At 44.3% G+C, this 18,771-nt stretch carries 15 protein-coding genes; 11 read left to right on the top strand and 4 right to left on the bottom strand.

The window, feature by feature from the left end:
• Positions 1 to 27 precede the first annotated feature (27 nt).
• From QMG11_RS12565 to QMG11_RS12550, 4 genes are read left to right on the top strand one after another with little or no spacing between them, the layout of a single operon-like run.
• Positions 28 to 963 (top strand): ABC transporter permease, encoded by a 936-nt coding sequence (locus tag QMG11_RS12565; RefSeq protein WP_281836383.1) that lies wholly within the window; start codon positions 28 to 30, stop codon positions 961 to 963.
• A complete protein-coding gene (locus QMG11_RS12560; protein ID WP_281836382.1) occupies positions 953 to 1,822 on the top strand; it encodes an ABC transporter permease in 870 nt (289 codons plus the stop codon). Before QMG11_RS12565 ends, QMG11_RS12560 begins: the two co-directional genes overlap by 11 nt.
• On the top strand, positions 1,815 to 2,723 hold the full coding sequence (locus QMG11_RS12555; RefSeq protein ID WP_281836381.1) for an ATP-binding cassette domain-containing protein: 909 nt from the start codon (positions 1,815 to 1,817) through the stop codon (positions 2,721 to 2,723). The genes QMG11_RS12560 and QMG11_RS12555 overlap by 8 nt, the downstream gene beginning before the upstream one ends.
• Complete coding sequence (locus QMG11_RS12550) at positions 2,720 to 3,385, top strand: ABC transporter ATP-binding protein (protein WP_281836380.1); 666 nt, start codon at positions 2,720 to 2,722, stop codon at positions 3,383 to 3,385. The genes QMG11_RS12555 and QMG11_RS12550 overlap by 4 nt, the downstream gene beginning before the upstream one ends.
• Here QMG11_RS12550 and QMG11_RS12545 read toward each other — a convergent pair.
• Positions 3,366 to 4,118, bottom strand: a complete 753-nt coding sequence (locus tag QMG11_RS12545) for an EI24 domain-containing protein (protein WP_281836379.1) — start codon at positions 4,116 to 4,118, stop codon at positions 3,366 to 3,368. The genes QMG11_RS12550 and QMG11_RS12545 overlap by 20 nt on opposite strands.
• 157 nt (positions 4,119 to 4,275) lie before the next feature.
• Here QMG11_RS12545 and QMG11_RS12540 point away from each other — a divergent pair, with 157 nt between their 5' ends.
• Genes QMG11_RS12540 through minE form a run of 3 tightly spaced genes read left to right on the top strand, consistent with a single transcriptional unit; the run spans position 4,276 to position 6,012 of the window.
• On the top strand, positions 4,276 to 4,941 hold the full coding sequence (locus QMG11_RS12540; RefSeq protein ID WP_281836378.1) for a septum site-determining protein MinC: 666 nt from the start codon (positions 4,276 to 4,278) through the stop codon (positions 4,939 to 4,941).
• A gap of 18 nt (positions 4,942 to 4,959) precedes the next feature.
• Entirely contained in the window at positions 4,960 to 5,751 is a 792-nt protein-coding gene (gene minD / locus QMG11_RS12535) for a septum site-determining protein MinD (RefSeq protein WP_281836377.1), read from the top strand.
• A gap of 9 nt (positions 5,752 to 5,760) precedes the next feature.
• Positions 5,761 to 6,012, top strand: coding sequence for a cell division topological specificity factor MinE (gene minE, locus QMG11_RS12530; protein ID WP_281836376.1), 252 nt, complete (start codon positions 5,761 to 5,763; stop codon positions 6,010 to 6,012).
• A gap of 89 nt (positions 6,013 to 6,101) precedes the next feature.
• Here the strand turns inward: minE and QMG11_RS12525 are convergent, their stop codons facing one another.
• The gene (locus QMG11_RS12525) at positions 6,102 to 7,037 is read right to left on the bottom strand and encodes an AEC family transporter (RefSeq protein WP_281836375.1); all 936 of its coding nucleotides are present in this window, start codon (positions 7,035 to 7,037) and stop codon (positions 6,102 to 6,104) included.
• A gap of 251 nt (positions 7,038 to 7,288) precedes the next feature.
• Here QMG11_RS12525 and QMG11_RS12520 point away from each other — a divergent pair, with 251 nt between their 5' ends.
• The 3 genes from QMG11_RS12520 to coaBC all read left to right on the top strand — a co-directional run bounded on the left by QMG11_RS12520 (position 7,289) and on the right by coaBC (position 12,899).
• Positions 7,289 to 9,532, top strand: coding sequence for an adenosylcobalamin-dependent ribonucleoside-diphosphate reductase (locus QMG11_RS12520; protein ID WP_281836374.1), 2,244 nt, complete (start codon positions 7,289 to 7,291; stop codon positions 9,530 to 9,532).
• A 160-nt stretch (positions 9,533 to 9,692) separates the two neighbouring features.
• Positions 9,693 to 11,609, top strand: a complete 1,917-nt coding sequence (gene recQ, locus QMG11_RS12515) for a DNA helicase RecQ (RefSeq protein WP_281836373.1) — start codon at positions 9,693 to 9,695, stop codon at positions 11,607 to 11,609.
• 120 nt (positions 11,610 to 11,729) lie between these two features.
• Entirely contained in the window at positions 11,730 to 12,899 is a 1,170-nt protein-coding gene (gene coaBC / locus QMG11_RS12510) for a bifunctional phosphopantothenoylcysteine decarboxylase/phosphopantothenate--cysteine ligase CoaBC (protein ID WP_281836372.1), read from the top strand.
• Positions 12,900 to 13,019: 120 nt separating this feature from the next.
• On the opposite strand, the gene QMG11_RS12505 is transcribed toward coaBC, so the two are convergent.
• Together QMG11_RS12505 and QMG11_RS12500 are read right to left on the bottom strand one after the other, a co-directional pair.
• Positions 13,020 to 14,405 carry an MATE family efflux transporter gene (locus QMG11_RS12505; RefSeq protein ID WP_281836371.1) on the bottom strand — a complete coding sequence of 462 codons (1,386 nt, stop codon included), beginning with the start codon at positions 14,403 to 14,405 and terminating at the stop codon, positions 13,020 to 13,022.
• 80 nt (positions 14,406 to 14,485) lie between these two features.
• Positions 14,486 to 15,388 carry a DMT family transporter gene (locus tag QMG11_RS12500; RefSeq protein WP_281836370.1) on the bottom strand — a complete coding sequence of 301 codons (903 nt, stop codon included), beginning with the start codon at positions 15,386 to 15,388 and terminating at the stop codon, positions 14,486 to 14,488.
• Between the two features lie 289 nt (positions 15,389 to 15,677).
• Between QMG11_RS12500 and ebgA the strand changes: the two genes are divergently transcribed.
• A complete protein-coding gene (gene ebgA / locus QMG11_RS12495) occupies positions 15,678 to 18,725 on the top strand; it encodes a beta-galactosidase subunit alpha (protein WP_281836369.1) in 3,048 nt (1,015 codons plus the stop codon).
• The last annotated feature ends 46 nt before the right edge of the window (positions 18,726 to 18,771 follow it).

Here is an 18,771-nt window from a genome sequence, read left to right as displayed (position 1 = left end):
TTTTTATTTAGAATTGGAGGAATAATCTTGTATTCATACATATTCAAAAAAACTGTAAACCTCTTCTTCACCCTTTTTGTAGTTGTTACCCTCACCTTCTTCATCCTTGAATCTATTCCGGGGACACCCCTCTCCTACCTGGGTCACAGTGTAGGAAGTCAGATGAAGACAAACTTCTTGATAAAGCACGGACTGCACCTGCCCCTCATGGAGAGGTATCTGCTGTTTTTAAAGAATATATTCATCCACTGGGATCTGGGAAACTCTATGATCTATCCTGGGAGGGTTGTCATAGATGAGATAAGAAGCTACGGCGGAACCTCCTTTCTCCTGGGGATAAAGGGAATGTTCCTGGGGCTTATTCTGGGACTTACAGGAGCTCTTGCCACTGTGGAAACACAGTCAAAGACCTTAAAGTACCTTATGGAGGTTATCTCCCTCATCCTCATATCCATCCCTAACTTTATTACAGCTTCCCTGGTCTACTATATCTTTGCAATAAAGTTTCCAGAAACAAACCTCATAGGCCTTGGAAGAGGTGGCTTTTCCCTGGCAGTGGCATGTATCGCCCTCTCCATTACAGGAATCTATATGAAGTATATCAGGGAAACTATATTGGAGGAGCTCAAGAAGGACTATGTAATCCAGGCAAGGTTAAAGGGCTACAGAGGAATCAGACTTCTCCTTACCCATGTTCTGAGAAATGCCCTGGCTCCTGTAATGAGTTTACTCCTGCCTCAGATAGCAGGACTCTTTATGGGATTTTATATAATAGAGGGGATCTTTTCCATCCCCGGTTTCGGAAATATCTACATCGATTCTGTAAACAACAAGGACTACAATATGATACTGGGAGCTACCATCGTCTTCACACTTATCTATGTGGTAACGGTATATCTCACCGATATCCTCTATGCCATCCTTGACCCCAGGATCAGAAGGAGGTTAAGGAATGAATCATAGGAACGATTTTCAAAAACTTATAATAGAGATGGAGGAGGAGAGGGTAGAGGCAGCCAAGGGGATCCCACCCCTTCTCTGGATCATTCTTGGAATTTTCCTTCTCTGGTTTGTGTCCATCCTCCTTCCAGCAGACCTTGCCCAGGGGAATGCTTCTATGAACCATCCTCCCTCCAGGGAGCATCTCTTTGGGACAGACAGCCTGGGAAGGGATCTTTTCTTCAGGATTATAAAAGGATTTGAACTGACATTCCTCCTGGGTATCTTGGGGGGTGGGGCCGAGTTTCTCCTGGGAGGTATCTATGGAACTCTGGCGGGACTCTCTGGCAGAAGAGTGGACAACCTCCTAATGAGGATCCTGGATGTTTTTTCATCCATTCCCTACCTCCTTCTGGTTACCCTCATGATCCTTGCTGCAAGGAGCAGTTTTTCAGGAATTATCCTGGCTATTACCCTCACAGGGTGGATGCCCACAGCGAGAATTATAAGGGGAGAGGTGATGAGCCTCAGAGAGGAGAACTATGTAAAGGCCTCCCTTCTTATGGGTGGAGGAAGGTTCTTCATCATCAAGGCTCATATCCTCCCCAACATTATAGGAATCCTACTCACCTCTGTGGTTATAAATATCCCTAAATATATCTTTGCTGAGGCCTTTCTGAGTTTTCTGGGACTGGGATTCTCCTACCCCAAGATAAGCTGGGGAATGATTCTGGCTTCTGGTCAGGAAAACCTCTACTTCTATCCATACCAGGTTATCATCCCAGCTCTCATACTGGTTGCTACACTCCTAGGCCTTACTGTTATTGGAGAGCAGCTGAAGAAGAGAGTGGCAGGAACCCACTGGAGGGGATATTATGGATAAAAAGTTAGAGGTGAGAGGAATTAAGGTCTCCATAGGGGAGAAGAAGATCCTCCAGGATATAGACCTCACCCTTTCAAAGGGAGAGGTAGTAGCTGTGGTAGGGGAAAGCGGGAGCGGAAAGACCACCCTTTCAAGGGTTTTAACTGGACTGATACCCTTTGAGGGAGAGGTCCTCCTGGGGAACTCATCTATGAACCACCATCATATAGGAAGGGAGGTAGTTCTGGTGCCCCAAAACTCCATGAACGCCTTCAATCCCAGTATAAGGATGGGGAAGCAGCTCATCGACGGGGTTCTCCTCCACAAGAAAGCTACAAGGGATAGGGCTTCAGAAAAGGCCCTTGCTCTCATGGAGGAGTTTAATCTGAATAAAAAATACTACAATAGCTACCCCCACGAGCTCAGCGGGGGTATGAAGCAGAGGATGGCTTTCATCATGGGTATCCTGACCGATCCTGATTTTCTTATTTTGGACGAGGTAACTACCGGGCTGGACAGATTAAATAAAGGGATTATCCTGAAAAAGTTAGATGAGATAAGGGAAGCCAAGGGAATCCTCCTTATAAGTCACGAGATAGATCTTGTAAGGGAGGTAGCTGACAGGGTAATCGTATTAAAAAATGGAATCCCTGTAGAGTGGGGTTCCTGTAGAGAGGTTCTTACCTCCCCAAGACATCCCTATGTGAGGGAGCTTGTAAACTCTCTCCTAGAAAATCTTTCAGAGGGATTAACTCCCCTGAAGAAGTTAAGGAACTACAAAGACAGCAGGTGCTGCCCCTTTATCGAGTACTGCTCCCACGCTATGAATATCTGTACCAGAGGAAACCCTTCTCCCTCTACAGGCGAGGACCGGGGAGTAGCCTGCTGGATCTATCACACGAAGGAAGGAGAAGACAGATGAATATAATCGAGATCAGGGACCTCTCCTTTTCCTTTGATAGCAGGGGAGATATCCTTAAAAATATAGAGATAGATATAGAGAGGGGAGAAACTCTTGGAATTATGGGGGAGAGCGGAAGCGGAAAATCCACCCTGGCAGGGTGTATAGCAGGTCTTCACAGAGGGTATAAAGGAAGTATCAACTATGCCCCTCCCATCACCGTGAATAGGAGATATATAGAGGGAGTCCACCTTATATTTCAGGACCCCTACTCCTCACTAAACCCCAAGGTAGAGGTGTGGAAAGCTGTGGGTGAGGGACTCTTGATAAGGGGAAGAAGAAAGGATTCCAATCTTATGACAGAGGTCTGTCATACCCTTGAGGAGGTTGGGCTTCCCAGGGAGTATGCCCACCGAAGGATAGAAAAACTCTCAGGGGGAGAGAGGCAGAGGGTGGCCATAGCCAGAGCTCTCATCCTCAAACCCTCTGTAATCATCTTTGATGAGGCCACGGTGAACCTTGACCTCATTAGCCAGAGGGACCTCCTCTATATAATGGAGGGAATGAAAAAAAAGGGCCACACCATGGTTGTTATCTCCCACGATGAGGCCCTTCTTAAACTTCTCTCCCACAGGATAGCACACATGGAGGAGGGCAAACTCATTAAGATTGAGAGGGTTTAGAGTTCTCCTCTACCCTCTTAAGAGTTCCCAAGGTAATGGATACTGCACTTATCAGGGGAGCTAAAAAGATTCCCACTATTGGTATTATGAGTATCCCCACAAAGAGCCCTCCATTTAACATTGCAAAGAGAGCGTTCCTTCTGAGAAACTTTGTTCCCTCCCTGGGAGTATATCCGTGTCTTTCAAGGGTATAGTCCATAAAGGAAAATCCGATGAAGTAGCACTGGACCCCGAATATCATAAAGGGGCTTAAAAGGTTCAGGGGAGTAATGAGACTCAGAAGGAGAAAGATCAGTGTGGCTACACTCTCCTTGGCAAAGGAGTTTACCGAGATAACCATACCCCTCCAGATAAAGTGGAGGTTTTCCTTCATTGTAAAATCGAACTTTCTCTCCCTTGAATGGCTCTCAACCCTTTCAGAGATATAACTTAAAAATGGCGACAGGAGAATGAGAAGGAGCGCCTTATATACAAAGAAGTACAGAAGAAAGGCCACACACGCCACCAGTATTTTAACTGCTAGAAAGGCTATACTCTCATAGGTTTCCAGCTTAAAGAGCGCCTCTAAGTTTTCAAAGAGCTTTCCAGAGAGGACCTTGGAGAGCTGGTAGAGGAGGTAGATAAGCCCCATATTTAAAACTCCCGGTAAAAAATAAAACTTCTTTAACTTTGCATCCCTTATTATGTCAAAGGCTTCCAAAAGAGACCTTATTGTAAGAACAACACTATTCATATTCCTCCTCCATTCGCTTCCTATTAATTTCTTTTTGTTTATCATAGCAGTAATTATAAAAATTTTCTATTTATTTTAACTCCCCTTCATTGCTTAGTAAATATAAGGTGTGCTATACTTAGGAATATAACACTTTTAAAGATAGGTGACGCTTAGAATGAATAATGTTATTTTGAAGGGAAAAAAGGACAGACTCGCTATTCACCTTAATAAGGAATTGGATTTTGAAACCTTGAAGGTTTCTCTCAGAGAAAAATTAAGATCAGCCGGTAAATTCTTCGCCAATGAAAGTATGGCCATCGAGTTTTTAAATAGAGAGATGAACAATCAGGAGGAAAATGAGCTCCTTGGGATAATTCAGGAGGAGGGTATCGATATAAGCTGCCTGATCACACCTGAAAATCCAGGGGGAGAGATTCAAATATTCAAGAAAAACCTTATAGATGAGGGCCCTACAAAGTTTTACAGGGGAAGCCTGAGATCTGGTGCTAGTTTAGAGTCCGAGGGAAATATCGTTATTCTTGGAGATGTCAATCCCGGAGCCAGAGTCAGTGCCAAGGGAAATATAGTGGTTCTTGGTTATCTCAACGGGACTGCCCATGCTGGGGGAGAAAATGAGGAAGGGGCTTTTATAGCTGCCCTTAAGATGAACCCCATCCAGCTGAGGATCGGTCACAGGATTGCCAGAAGCCCTAGCGGAGATATGCTGACTACAAACAGAATTAAGAAGGATGGTTCCCTGGAAGTGGCTTATATCAAGGACGATAGGATGCTTATAGAGGATTTAAGCAGAAGTACATTAGAAGATATGATCAAATTTTAGAATATAGGAGTGATATTTATGGCAAAGGTATTTGTAATTACTTCAGGAAAGGGTGGAGTAGGAAAAACAACAACAACTGCCAATTTAGGAGTAGGACTGGCAACAAGAGGGAAGAGAACCCTTCTTATAGATGCTGATATCGGTCTTAGAAACCTGGACGTTGTAATGGGACTGGAAAACAGAATTGTCTACGATCTTATCGATGTAATCGAGGGGAAGTGCAGAATGAAGCAGGCCTTCATCAAGGACAAGAGATGCGAAAACCTATACCTTCTGCCAGCAGCTCAGACTAGAGATAAGGATGCAATAAACCCAGAGCAGATGAAGGTACTTATCGATGCCCTTAAGGAGGACTTCGACTATATTATAATCGACTGTCCTGCTGGAATCGAGCAGGGATTCAAAAACGCTATCTCTGGAGCAGATCAGGCATTTATCGTTACCACTCCTGAAATCTCTGCTGTAAGAGATGCTGACAGGATCATCGGTCTTCTAGAGGCCAATGAGGTTAGAAACTCCAAGCTTATTGTAAACAGGATAAAGAGCAATATGGTAAGGGAGGGAAATATGTTGGATGTTCCTGATATCAAGGATATCCTTGCCATCGATGTAATCGGTGTAATTCCAGATGATGAAAATATCGTTATCTCTACAAATAAGGGAGAGCCCCTTGTATATAAGGGAAGTTCCCTGGCAGCTCAGGCATATAACAATATCTCCCAGAGAGTTTTAGGAAATGAGGTGGAGTTCCTTAACCTTGCAGCGGATGAGGGAATCTTTAGCAAATTAAAGGGAATCTTTAGAAGGTAGGTGCAGTGAATGAGTTTTTTATCACTATTTAAGAAGGAAAGTACCTCTAAAGATGTAGCCAAGGACAGACTTAAGGTGGTTTTAATCCACGACAGAAGCAATATCTCTCCAAGTGTTATGGAGAAGATTAGAGAGGATATAATTAAGAGTATCTCCAAGTATGTGGATATCGATGTGGAAAGCCTAAACCTTGAGATGGCTGAAGTAGAGGATAATGGAAGAAGAACTGCTCTTGTAGCAAATATTCCAATTAAAAGATAACTAATAAGAGGAGTAAAAACCAATGTAGGTTTTACTCCTCTTTTTTATTGTTAAGAAAAATCAAAATGGGTGGAGTGTCACACTCCTTTTTACTTTATGAAGTTCAGTGCAAAGGAGTAGATTGGAATGGTAAAGATACAAAACAGTGTGGACATCCCTACCATAAGGGAAGCGTACTTATAGTCCCTGTTATAGTATCTGGATACAATTGCCACATTGGTCATAGAGGGCATGGAAGCCTGGATGAGGTACACATGCTTTAGGAGAGTTGGTATCTCAATAAAGCTCCCTGCTATTGTAAGGATTACTATTGTTATCGCAGGAGCCATAAAAAACTTACCGGCCAGCATAACAATCTCCTTCCTTCCTATCTTAAGGCCTTCCAGATCCTGGTTTGCCAGAACCGTTCCTATGAAGAAGAGGGAGAGGGGAGTGGTTATTCCTCCTATATATCTCAGTGCCTCCTTAACTGGAGAGTATATCTCTATCCCGGTAATGATGAGAAATACCCCTACAATGAATCCCATAAGGGGAGGGTTGATTAACTTTTTAAGGGCTTCCCCTATATTAGCTCCCCCCTCTCTTCCGCTTAACTTAGCAACTCCCAGAGTCCAGAAGAGAACTGTGTTTGCCAGGTAGAAGAGAAATACATAGGGAAGGGACCTCTCTCCAAAGATAGCAACATTTACAGGTAGACCTATAAAGATTGTATTGGAGAAGGACACCATGGGAAGAAATACTCCTTCCGACCTGCACTTGGTTACCCTGGCCAGTAGCTTTCCCCCGAAGTAGGAGAGGATAACGCAGGAGAAGGAGATTGCCAGCCACCATCCCGACCTGAAGAGCTCCTCCCTTGTAAACCTCTCACTTAAGCTTATCACCATCATTATCGGCAGGGAAACATTGATTACCAGCTTGGAAAATATCTGGTTGGTATGTTCATCCAGTATCCCCCTCTTTGTGAGGAGAAACCCAATACCTATCATGGTAAATATTATAACTACACTATTTAATGAATTTAACATCTTTATTCTCCTATTTTTTTGTTATTAACAATAATAACACATTTCCCTCTTTAATATTAGTTAAATTGTTCAAGTTTTTTTAATATTTTTTTATTTTAAACCTCTATAATTTTAAGCCTCTAAAAAGGGAATGTAAATTTAATGGGTCTTTTTTTCCCCTAAAGATATTTCTATTACACAAGAAATAGGGTATATATTCATATGGAACACATCATCTTGTGTTTTATGATTTTTATTTTTCGGGGGTAGAGATGAATATAGATAAGTGGCTGGGAGAAGAGAATCAACTGGGTAAGGATATATGGGGAAATAAATACAGATTTGACGGGGAGAACTTTCCAGAGTGGCTGGACAGGGTTTCAGGAGGAGATGAAGAGCTGAGGGATATGATCTATAACAAGGAGTTTATCTTTGCAGGAAGGATCCTTTCCAACAGAGGGCTTCAGAAGGTTGGAAGAAAGGTTACCTACTCCAACTGTTATGTTATAAGTCCTCCAGAGGACAATATAGAGTCTATCTTCGATACTGCAAAGAAGCTTGCAAGGACCTACTCCTTTGGGGGAGGATGCGGAGTGGATATCTCCAAGCTGAGACCCAAGGGGGCTCACGTAAATAACTCTGCGAGGTTTACAAGCGGGTCCATCTCATTTATGGAGCTCTACAACCTCACTACGGATATCATCGGGCAAAATGGACGTAGGGGGGCCCTCATGCTTTCCCTGGATATAAACCATCCAGATGCAGAGGATTTTATAACCATCAAATCGGATCTGGAGAAGATAAAGAAAGCCAATATCTCCCTCAGGGTGGACGATAAGTTTATGAAAGCCGTCACAACTGAAGAGGAGTATGAGAATAAGTTTATCATTGAAAGTACAGGGGAGATCCTGAGGAAAAAAGTAGTTCCCCACCACCTCTTTAAGGAGGTAGCTAAGCAGAACTGGAACTTCGCTGAACCGGGGATCCTCTTCTGGGACAGGATAAAGAATTGGAACCTCCTCAGTGAGGATGAGGAGTTTGAGTATGCAGGGACCAACCCTTGTGCTGAGGAGCCGCTCCCAGCAGGGGGAAGCTGCCTTCTAGGCTCAATCATCCTACCTACATTTATAGATGGCGAAGGAAAATTTGACTTTGACCGTCTAAAGGATGTAGTAAGAAAATCGGTAAGGGCCCTGAACAATGTACTGGATGAAGGACTTCCACTGCATCCACTGGAGGAACAGAGAAGATCTGTAGAGGACTGGAGACAGATTGGACTTGGAGTACTGGGAGTGGGGGATATGCTCATAAAGCTGAAGCTGAAATACGGATCTCCTGAATCTCTGGAGTTCTGTGACAAGGTGATCTTTACCATTGCAGATACAGCCATTGCAGCCAGTGCTCTTCTTGCCAAGGATAAGGGAGCATTTCCTCAGTATAAGGGAGAAAAGATCTGTGCCTCTCCATACTATATGGAAAACACAAGCGATGAGACAAAAAAGCTGGTGGAGGCCCATGGTCTGAGAAACTCACAGCTTCTCACCATTGCTCCTACTGGAAGTATTGGTACTATGCTTCAGATCTCCACTGGTATAGAGCCTAACTTTGCCTTCTCCTACACCAGAAAGACCGAGAGTCTTCATGGAAAGGATGTAAGCTACAAGGTGTTTACTCCCATAGCAAGGGAGTATATGGAGGTCAACAAGATCAAGGAGGAGGAAAACCTCCCAGAGTACTTCATTACAGCCCAGAACCTTAACCCACTGGACAGGATTAAGATGCAGGGGGTATGGCAGAAGAGGATAGATGCCAGCATCTCCTCTACAATAAACCTTGTAAATAAAAGTTCTACCGAGGAGGTAGAGAACCTCTACCTAGAGGGGTGGAAGCATGGCCTCAAGGGAATGACCATCTACAGAGCTGGATGTGCCAGAGAGGGAATCCTTACCACCGACAGCCTAGAGACTACTAAGGATTACCCTAGAGGAGAGTTGAAGCCTATAGCCCCAGATACAATCTACTATCCAAAGGCTATTACAATAGGGTGCGGAAAGCTCAAGGTAATGATCGGATACTCCCCTAAGGAGCAGACTATTCAGGATATCTATGTAATCAGAAGCGGACAGGGGGGATGCGAGAAAAATATCCAGGCTGTGGCCATCTATATGTCCGGTATGCTCAGGCTTGGAGGAAACCTCTTTATGATGGAGAGAGCCATAAGCGGCCTCAGTGGATGTACCTCCTTTGCCCTTGCCAAGGGTAGGGGACAGCAGATCACTAAGGGTAATACCTGTCCATCAGCCATCCTCTTCCTTCTGAGGGAGTTTGAGAGGGAGATGGGATTAAACGACTATGAGAAGGCCCAGGAGAAGAAGGCTGAGCTCGATCTCCTCTTCAGTGCAAGGGAGAGAAGTTTAGATGAACACAAGGCTCTCTGTCCAGAGTGTGGGGAGGAGCTGGAGATCTCAGGTGGATGCTACTCGTGCAGAAGCTGTGGTTTCTCCAAGTGTGAATAAGTCGCTTAAGTTTAAAAAACTCATAAAGTTTGTTATAATAGGGAAGGCTTAGGCCTTCCTATTATAGTTTAGCCTTAAATTAATTCTTTAAGGAGTAAACTAGTCGTCATATGAATGATAACTATTCATTCAATAACTATAAATTCAAAAGAGGTTTTTCATGTTAAATAGAGCAAGAACTTTACTTAAAGATATATATGGATATGAGGAATTTCGTTTTGGACAGGAAAAGATAGTCAAAGGGATCCTTAAGAGAAGGGATACCCTTGGAATCCTACCTACAGGGGGGGGAAAATCCATCTGCTATCAGATACCTGCTCTTATCTTTGACGGAATTACCATAGTGGTTTCTCCCCTGATCTCCCTTATGAAGGATCAGGTGGATACCCTAAACCAGCTGGGTATCTCCAGCGCCTACCTCAACTCCTCCCTTTCCAGGGAGGAGTATGCCGCTACAATGAGAAGACTCAGGCAAAATAAGATAAAGCTCCTCTATCTGGCTCCAGAGAGACTTATTAATGAAAAGTTTACAAACTTCATCGGTGGTCTGAATATCTCCTTTATTGCTGTGGATGAGGCTCATTGTATATCCCAGTGGGGGCACGATTTCAGAAAGTCATATCTTGAGATTCCCAGGTTTATAAAGTCTCTGGGGAGGGAGCTTCCTGTTGCCGCCCTTACTGCCACAGCAACTCCCAAGGTAAGAAAGGATATCATCGAAAAGCTCCAACTGGAAAACCCCATGGTATATGTAGACGGCTTCGACAGGCCCAACCTTAAGTTCTTTGTGAAGAAGGGGGAGGACCCAGAGCAGTTTATCGTCTCCTATCTGGAGAAGCACAGAAGGCAGCCTGGTATCATCTACGCCTCTACCAGAAAGGAGGTAGACAGCCTCTATGCCTACCTGAAGTTAAAGGCCTTCAGCGTGGGGAAGTATCACGGGGGAATGGATGAGAAGGAGAGAAAGACAAATCAGGAGGAGTTTATCAGGGACAAGCTAAGGATTATGGTAGCCACCAATGCCTTCGGAATGGGAATAGATAAATCCAATGTAAGGTTTGTTATCCACAGAAATATCCCAAGTGATCTGGAGAGTTACTACCAGGAAGCTGGAAGAGCCGGAAGAGACGGTGGAGGTGGTGAGTGTATCCTTCTCTACAACGAGGAGGATGTGAATACCCAGGAGTTCTTTATAGACAACAATGAGGAGACCAGCGATAAGCTGAAGATGGAGAAGTTTAAGAAGCTGGATGCCATGGTAAACTACTCCTCTATAAACTCCTGCCTCAGGGAGTATATCCTCAAGTACTTTGGGGATAAGAGGATAAAGAACTACTGCGGGAACTGTGAAAACTGCCACGGTGCTGAGGATGTGGTGGATCTCACTGTGGATGCACAGAAGGTCCTCTCCCTTGTGGGAAGAAGCAGGAGCAGCCTAGGAAGCTATACAGTTACCAAGATCCTTCTAGGAGAGAGGGACAGCAAGATAGAGAGGAAGGGACTGGACAAGCTCTCCACCTTCGGCCTCATGTCCCACTATAAGAGAAATGAACTGGAGGAGTTTATAAACTACCTCACCTCTGAAGGGTACCTCACCCAGAGTGCCGGAAGCTACCCTGTACTCCAGCTAAACGGCAGGTCCTTCGATCTTCTCAAGGAAAGGGAATCCCTTCTGAGAAGAAAGGATGAGGTGGTATCCTTCGACTACTATGAGGACCCTCTCTTTGAAAGGCTCAATGAACTGAGAAGGGAGATTGCCGAGAAGGAGGATGTGGCACCATATATTATCTTCTCGGACCTCACCCTTATGGAACTGGCTGAGAGAAAGCCTGTCAACCGTTGGGAGATGCTCAAGGTAAGAGGGATCGGTAACCAAAAGTTTAAAAACTACGGTGAGGATTTCCTGAGAATTATAAATGAGTTCTCCGAGGATGATATGGAAAATATAAGGATAGACAACAGGATCGACAGCGAAAACCTGTCCTTTGAGAGGATTGCATCCCTGAAGAAGGAGCTGGGACTGAATATATCTGAAGGTAGGTTAAAGGAAATTATAATAAAAAACCTGTTTATGTAATATAGTTTCTCTATATTACATGATAAAATAAATAAACTCGTCATGATATGGATTATTCACAAAAAAATTGCTGATAATTCATCTCACGACTATATAACTAGAAAAGTGACGGTGAAGACTATGAAGAAAAATATACTACTGGGAGTAACTGGAGGAATTGCAGCATATAAGGCGGCTAACATAATCTCTATGTTAAAGAAGAGGGGACACAATGTAAGGGTAATCATGACCAAGAGCGCCACTGAGATAATTACACCTCTTACTCTGGAGACCCTTGCAAGGGACAGGGTAGTTACAGATATGTGGGAGAAGAAACCAAACGTGGAGGTAGAGCATATCTCCTTTGCTGAGTGGGCAGATGTGATTCTTGTTGCTCCTGCTACATACAATGTTGTGGGAAAGGTGGCCAATGGAATAGCTGACGATATGCTTACCACTGTAATCTCAGCTGCCACAGTACCTGTTTACTTTGCCCTGGCAATGAATGTAAATATGTATTCCAACCCTATCCTGAGAGAGAATGTAGATAAGCTCAAGGGATACGGTTACAAATTTATAGAAGCAGACGAAGGGTTCCTGGCGTGCAATGTCAATGCCAAGGGAAGGCTTAAGAAGGAGGAGGACATCGTAGATATCCTGGAAAAGGAGTTCACTGAGGTCCCTCAGACCCTGGCTGGAAAGAAGGTAATCATAACTGCAGGAGCCACAAGGGAAGCTATAGACCCAGTGAGATTCCTTTCCAACAGATCTACCGGTAAGATGGGATACTCCCTGGCAATGGCTGCAAAGAAAATGGGAGCTCATGTCACCCTTGTATCAGCACCTACTAATCTCCCGAGACCAACCGAGGTCGATGAAGTGGTCGATGTGGTAAGTGCTCAGGATATGTATGAGGCTGTTATGTCTAGGTATGATAGTATGGATGTTGCCATTGCCTGTGCTGCAGTAGCCGACTACAAGGTTAAGAAGTACTCTGAAAACAAGATAAAGAAGAAGGAGGGGGACCTTACCCTGGTATTGGACAGAAATCCCGACATCTTAAAGACCATGGGAGAGAAGAAGAGGGATCAGTTCCTCATTGGTTTTGCTGCTGAGAGTGAAAACCTCCTGATAAATGCCCAGGGGAAATTGGAGAGAAAGAACCTGGATATGATCGTGGGGAACTCTGTAAACTACATGCAGAGAGATGAGAATAAGGTTGTCTTCCTCTTCAAGGAGAGGGAGATGAAGGATATCTCTGAGATGCCTAAGGAGGATCTGGCATACGAGATCCTTAAGGAGATAAAATAATATAAAGCAACGTGACGTTGCATCCTTATAATTAAAGGGAGCTCTGATTGCTTCAAGCATTTTCTGTAAATTATATACTTTCATTAACAAAATAAAGGGAGGAGCTAAAGCTCCTCCCTTTTATCTTGAATCCTCTATTAGCTCCTCAACCTCCAAACCCTTCTCCACCTCTATGATCTCGGCTATCCTCTTCCTATAGACATAGTAGATAACCCCTGCATGGATCGTCCACTGGACAACCTGGGCGTACCACATATAGTAGATGGGCAGCTTCAGTACGAAAAAGATCAGGGAAGCCAGGGGAACCCTTATAAGCCACGCTGATGTAGCAGATATAATAAAGGGAGTCCTTGTGTCTCCTATTCCCTTAAGTACCCCGTCCAGTACCATGGTCACAGCCAGCTGCAGCTGCTCAAAGGCCCCTATCCTGATACAGAGAGCTGCAAGCCTTATCACCTCTACCTCATCTGATTTTATAAAGAGGGATACCAGCCTCTCTGGAAATATTAGAAATATGACGGCCGTTCCCCCCATTATCATCATGGAGAGCTCCAGGTTTGCCCTCACTACTTCCTTAAGCTCCCTGTACTTCTTCTCCCCATACTTAAATCCCGCCATGGTGGTGGAGGCCACTGCAAACCCCCACCCAGGCATGAAGGAGAGGGACTCTGTAGTCACCGCTATCTGATTGGCTGAAAAGTTTATCTCCCCGCTTCTCATTATCATAAATACCACAAGAAGTCTGGAAAGACTGGAGGAAGCCTCCTGAAAGGAAGCCGGAAGGGCTAACTTTATCATCTCAACACTCTTTTCTCGAATAAGGTAAATATACTTAAGGCTGATCCTTATTCCATCCTTTGTCTGAACATAGTGGAGGGTATAGATAAAGGCTGCCACTCCTGAAGCTACTGTGGCTATGGCAGCCCCCCTTACTCCCAGTTCTGGAAAGATCCCTATCCCAAAGATGAGAAGATAGTCCAGGGAGAGATTGGTCACCATCATTATGGCTGAGCTGTAGAGGGGAACCCTGGTATTTTGCTCCCCCCTGAGGATGGCATTTAGCAGGTGCCTCCCCATGGTAAAGAGCATGGCCCAGGAACATATACTGAGATAGAGGCTCCCCTCCTCTAATACCTGACCCTTAGCTCCAGCTGCTTCCAAAAGTCCTCCACTGAACCTGTTGAAGACAATGAAAAATACAAGGGTCATACTGCTACCTATATAAACTCCCACATTGGCGTACTCATTGGCACTCTTTAGGTCTCCCTCTCCCAGCTTTCTGGAGATGAGAGAGGTCATGGCTACTGCTATACCCATGGTTACAAATATAGAAATGAATGTATAGAGAAGCTCTCCTCCTAAGCTTACAGCACTGAGGGATACCCTCCCCCCATACTGTCCCACCATGAGGGTGTCTAAGATCCAGATAGTCATATAGAGAAGCATCTCTCCCACAGCGGGAAGAGCCAGTTTTAATACATCTTTGTACACTTTTCTTCGCTCCACTTTACTCCTCCCCCTTTAATACTATGATATAGTTTATACAAAATTAGGGGAGCTATCCTCCTAGCTCCCCTAAAAATTATCTATCTGGACTCCAGCTTGTAGTCCTTTTTTTTCTTAAGAAACTCCCACTTGGTTTCCACTGTTATGATAGCTGCAAAGATAGCACATCCACCTATTATCATATTCACAGTGAGCTGCTCACTTAGGAGGATTACCGAGAAGAGGGTACCAAAGATTGCTTCTGTGGAAAGGATTATAGCTGTCCTTGAAGCAGTGGTGTACTTCTGGGCCACCGTCTGAAGGAAGAAAGCAACCATAGTACTGAAGACTCCCAGATAGATTATAGACAGTACTCCCGTTCTGCTAAACTCCGCCGGAAGGTCCTCAAAGAAGATGGCCGTTCCAAAGGAGAGGATAGCTGCAAAGACCATCTGCAGAAAGGCCAGCTTTATTACATCCACCTTCTTGGCAAAGAAACCCGTTAAGCTGATATGACAGGCAAACCCAACAGCACAGATCAGAGAAAGGGTATCCCCTATTCCCATGGAGAAACTTCCATCATAGGAGAGGGTTCCTATCCCCAGAAAGCATACAACTGCTGCTATGATGGAATAGATATCAGGCTTCACCCTGCTTATTGCCCAGTAGATAAATGGCACCATTACTACATTGGTTCCTGTCAGAAATGCATTCTTAGATGGGGTTGTAAAGATAAGTCCCACCGTCTGAGTCCCAAAGGCAAAGAAGAGGAATGCCCCTACTATGGCCCCGGCCTTTAACTCATCCCTGGTTATATTCTTTAACTTTTTGTGCAGAGCCACCCTCATAATTACAGCTGCTATTGTAAATCTGAAGGCCATCATATAAAATGGGCCAAATCCGCTGTCCAGCGCTATCTTACTGGCCGTGAATCCCGATCCCCAAATTATTGCCACCAGCACCAGAGCTAAGTCTGCTATTATGTGTAACTTATTTCCCTTCATCGCTACCTCCTTAAATTCCCTATACTTTAATATTAGTACAAGATTCCATTTAAATCCAGTTACATAAAACTAGTTATATTTTTAGTAAAAAAATTACTAAAAATAAACTTTTAAGAGTATAGCCCCTACTACCCCTGTTGTCAATAGATTTTCAAAGTTTTTTCTTTATATTGGTGTACCTTAAACAACCACTTATAACTTTTTTTGAAATTTAAATACAAAATTAGTTGACATTGGTAAAATATCTAACTATAATTTAGTAAAATTTTTACTAAAGCGGAGGTATGAAATGTTAGATTGGGAAAATGAAGGGCTGTTACATAAGAACAGACTAAACCCAAGGGCTCACTTCTTTACATATGACAGCAGGGAGAAAGCCCTTTCGAATCAGCCTGGAGACTCAAAGGGATTTAAACTATTAAATGGTATGTGGAAGTTTTCCTACTATGAAAACCCACTCCTTGTCCCTAAAGAATTTTACTCTGAAGATTTCGATAACTCTTCATGGGACAGATTAGAGGTTCCTAGCTGCTGGCAGTTAAAGGGATACGGGCAGATGCAGTATACAGATGAGGGATACCCCTTTACAGTTAATGCTCCCCATGTTCCCAGTGAAAATCCAACTGGACTCTACTCCAGGGATTTTTACATGTCTACTGAGGAGCTCTCAGGGGAGACCATCATCAGATTTGACGGAGTGGACAGCATCTTCTACCTCTATATAAACGGCAACGAGGTAGGAATGAGCAAGGGAAGCAGGCTTACAGCTGAATTTGATATTTCCTCCTTTGTAAAGGAGGGAAGAAACAAGATAGATGTGAAGGTCCTCCAGTGGTCGGAGGCTTCCTATATAGAGGATCAGGATATGTGGTGGCTGAGCGGTATCTTCAGAGATGTATTCCTTATCTCAAGGGAGAGGGTTCACATAGAGGATTTAACTATAAGAACTGACCTGGATGCTGACTACAGAGATGCCCAGCTTAATGTAGATATGGCAGTGGCTGGAAAAACTCAGGAGGAGATCAAGGTTACCTACACCCTTCTGGACAGGGATGAAAGGATCGTCCACTCAGAGGAAAGGAGCTATCCCGCAGGGAATAGCAGCATTAGCACTACCTTTGATGTTGCAAATCCGAGAAAGTGGAGTGCAGAGGATCCCTACCTCTATAAGCTTCTCATTGAGATGAGTGTCGGGGAGACAAGGGAGGTTATCTGTCAGAGGGTAGGTTTCAGGACCATAGAGGTAAAGGGAAATAAGTTCTACCTAAACGGCAGATACTTTATGATAAAGGGAGTAAACAGGCACGACCACGATCCCAGAAATGGAAGGACCGTATCCAAGGAGAGGATCAAGAGGGATCTCATCCTTATGAAGCAGCACAATATAAATGCTGTAAGAACATCCCACTATCCAAATGAGCCATACTTCTACGACCTCTGCGATGAGCTGGGGCTATATGTAATGGCTGAAACGGACCTGGAGGCCCACGGGTTCATGTGGGTGGAGGACCTTTCCCGTCTGAGCTGCAACCCCTCATGGAGGGATGCATATGTAGACAGGATAGAGAGAGCTGTTCACAGGGAGAAGAACCACCCATCCATCATCTTCTGGTCCCTTGGAAATGAATCTGGATTTGGAGACAACTTCAGAGCTATGGCTGCAAGATGCAGAGAGCTAGACAGTACAAGGCCTATCCACTATGAGGAGGACAGGGAAGCTGAGGTTGTGGATATCATAAGTACCATGTATTCCAGCACAGAAAAGATGGATGGCTTCGGACAGGAGGAGAACAGCAAGCCAAGGCTCATATGTGAGTATGCCCACGCCATGGGTAACGGCCCCGGTGGACTGAAGGAGTACCAGGATGTATTCTACAAGTATGAGAATATCCAGGGGGGATTTGTCTGGGAGTGGATAGATCACGGTATCTACATGGAGGACGAGGAGGGAAGACCTTACTATGCTTATGGTGGGGACTATGGAGATTATCCGAACAACTCCAACTTCTGTATCGACGGGCTGGTATTCCCAGATCAGACACCATCTCCGGGACTGAAGGAGTATAAGAAGGTTATCGAGCCTGTTAAGATCTCCCCATTAAATATGGAGGAGGGGAGGGTAGAGGTAAAAAACATGCTGGACTTCACCCCGCTGGATATCTTTACTCTAAAGTGGGAGGTCTGTGCTGGAGAGGAGATCCTTTTAAGCGGAAGCCAGGACCTGGAGGCTATCCTGCCTCAGGAGAGTGCTGATCTTACACTGGATATTGCTTCAGTAAGGGCTCTAGTTAAAAATACCGATCACTGGCTGAATATGTATGTGGTTACAAGAAGCTCCACCCCTTGGGCAGAGGCCGGACACGAGGTAACCAGGGAGCAGATAAAGCTTCCTATATATAGGGAGGAGGAGTACTCATCACCTATAGTTAACCTTCCGCTAAATGTAGAGGAGGAGGATCATGCCCTTACAGTTACAGGGCACGAGTTCTCCATCACCTTCTGTAAGGTCAGAGGAAAGCTTCTCAGCTACAAGTTAAATGAAAGAGAGGTCATAGAAAGATCGCCGGCATTTAATATGTGGAGGGCTCCCATAGACAACGATATGTATGTAAAGAAGATCTGGGACAAAAAGTACTTTAAGCACACTGCTGAAAGTGTCTTCTCAGTTGACTATAATATAGAAGATAAATTTGTTGAAGTTACTACCACCACTAGGGTAGCTCCTCCTGTATTTGAGTATGGGTACGATATTACCTATATCTACAGGATTTACAACTCGGGTATTTTAGAGGTTTCTCTCAAGGGGGTTCCTAAAAATGAGTTTCCTGCTATGCTTCCAAAGCTTGGACTGCAGCTTGGAATAAAGGGGGACTACTCTAAGACAGCATGGTATGGCAGGGGAGAGGGAGAATCCTACTGCGACAGCAAGCTGGCAAACCTCCTGGGAGTATACAGAATGGATGTAGAGGGTCTCTTCACCAACTATGTCTATCCCCAGGAAAATGGTAACAGAACAGACACCATGTGGGTTTCCCTTACAACAAACAAGGGCGATGGCCTCTTCATCAAGGGAAGCAGACCTATTGATTTCTCAGCCCACTACTACACCACTGAGGACCTAGAAACAGCAACACACCAAAATAAACTCAGAAAAAGGGAGTTTATCACCCTGAACCTGGACTATGCTCAAAACGGTCTGGGTAGTAACAGTTGTGGTCAGGAACAGTTGCCGCAATATAAGCTGGAAGCAAAGGAGTTTGACTACTCCCTCCTGTTTGTTCCCTTCTCAAAGGACCAGATAGATGAGGTGGCGTTAAATTCAAAGTACACTGTATAAGGATTCAAAGGGCATTAATTTTATCTTTTTATTAATAATTGCAGAG

Origin of the sequence: Propionigenium maris DSM 9537, assembly GCF_027925155.1 — a bacterium.
In the GTDB taxonomy this organism is placed as follows: domain Bacteria; phylum Fusobacteriota; class Fusobacteriia; order Fusobacteriales; family Fusobacteriaceae; genus Propionigenium; species Propionigenium maris.
Note: the sequence above shows the minus strand (reverse complement) of the source record. Positions and strands in the feature narration are given on the sequence as shown.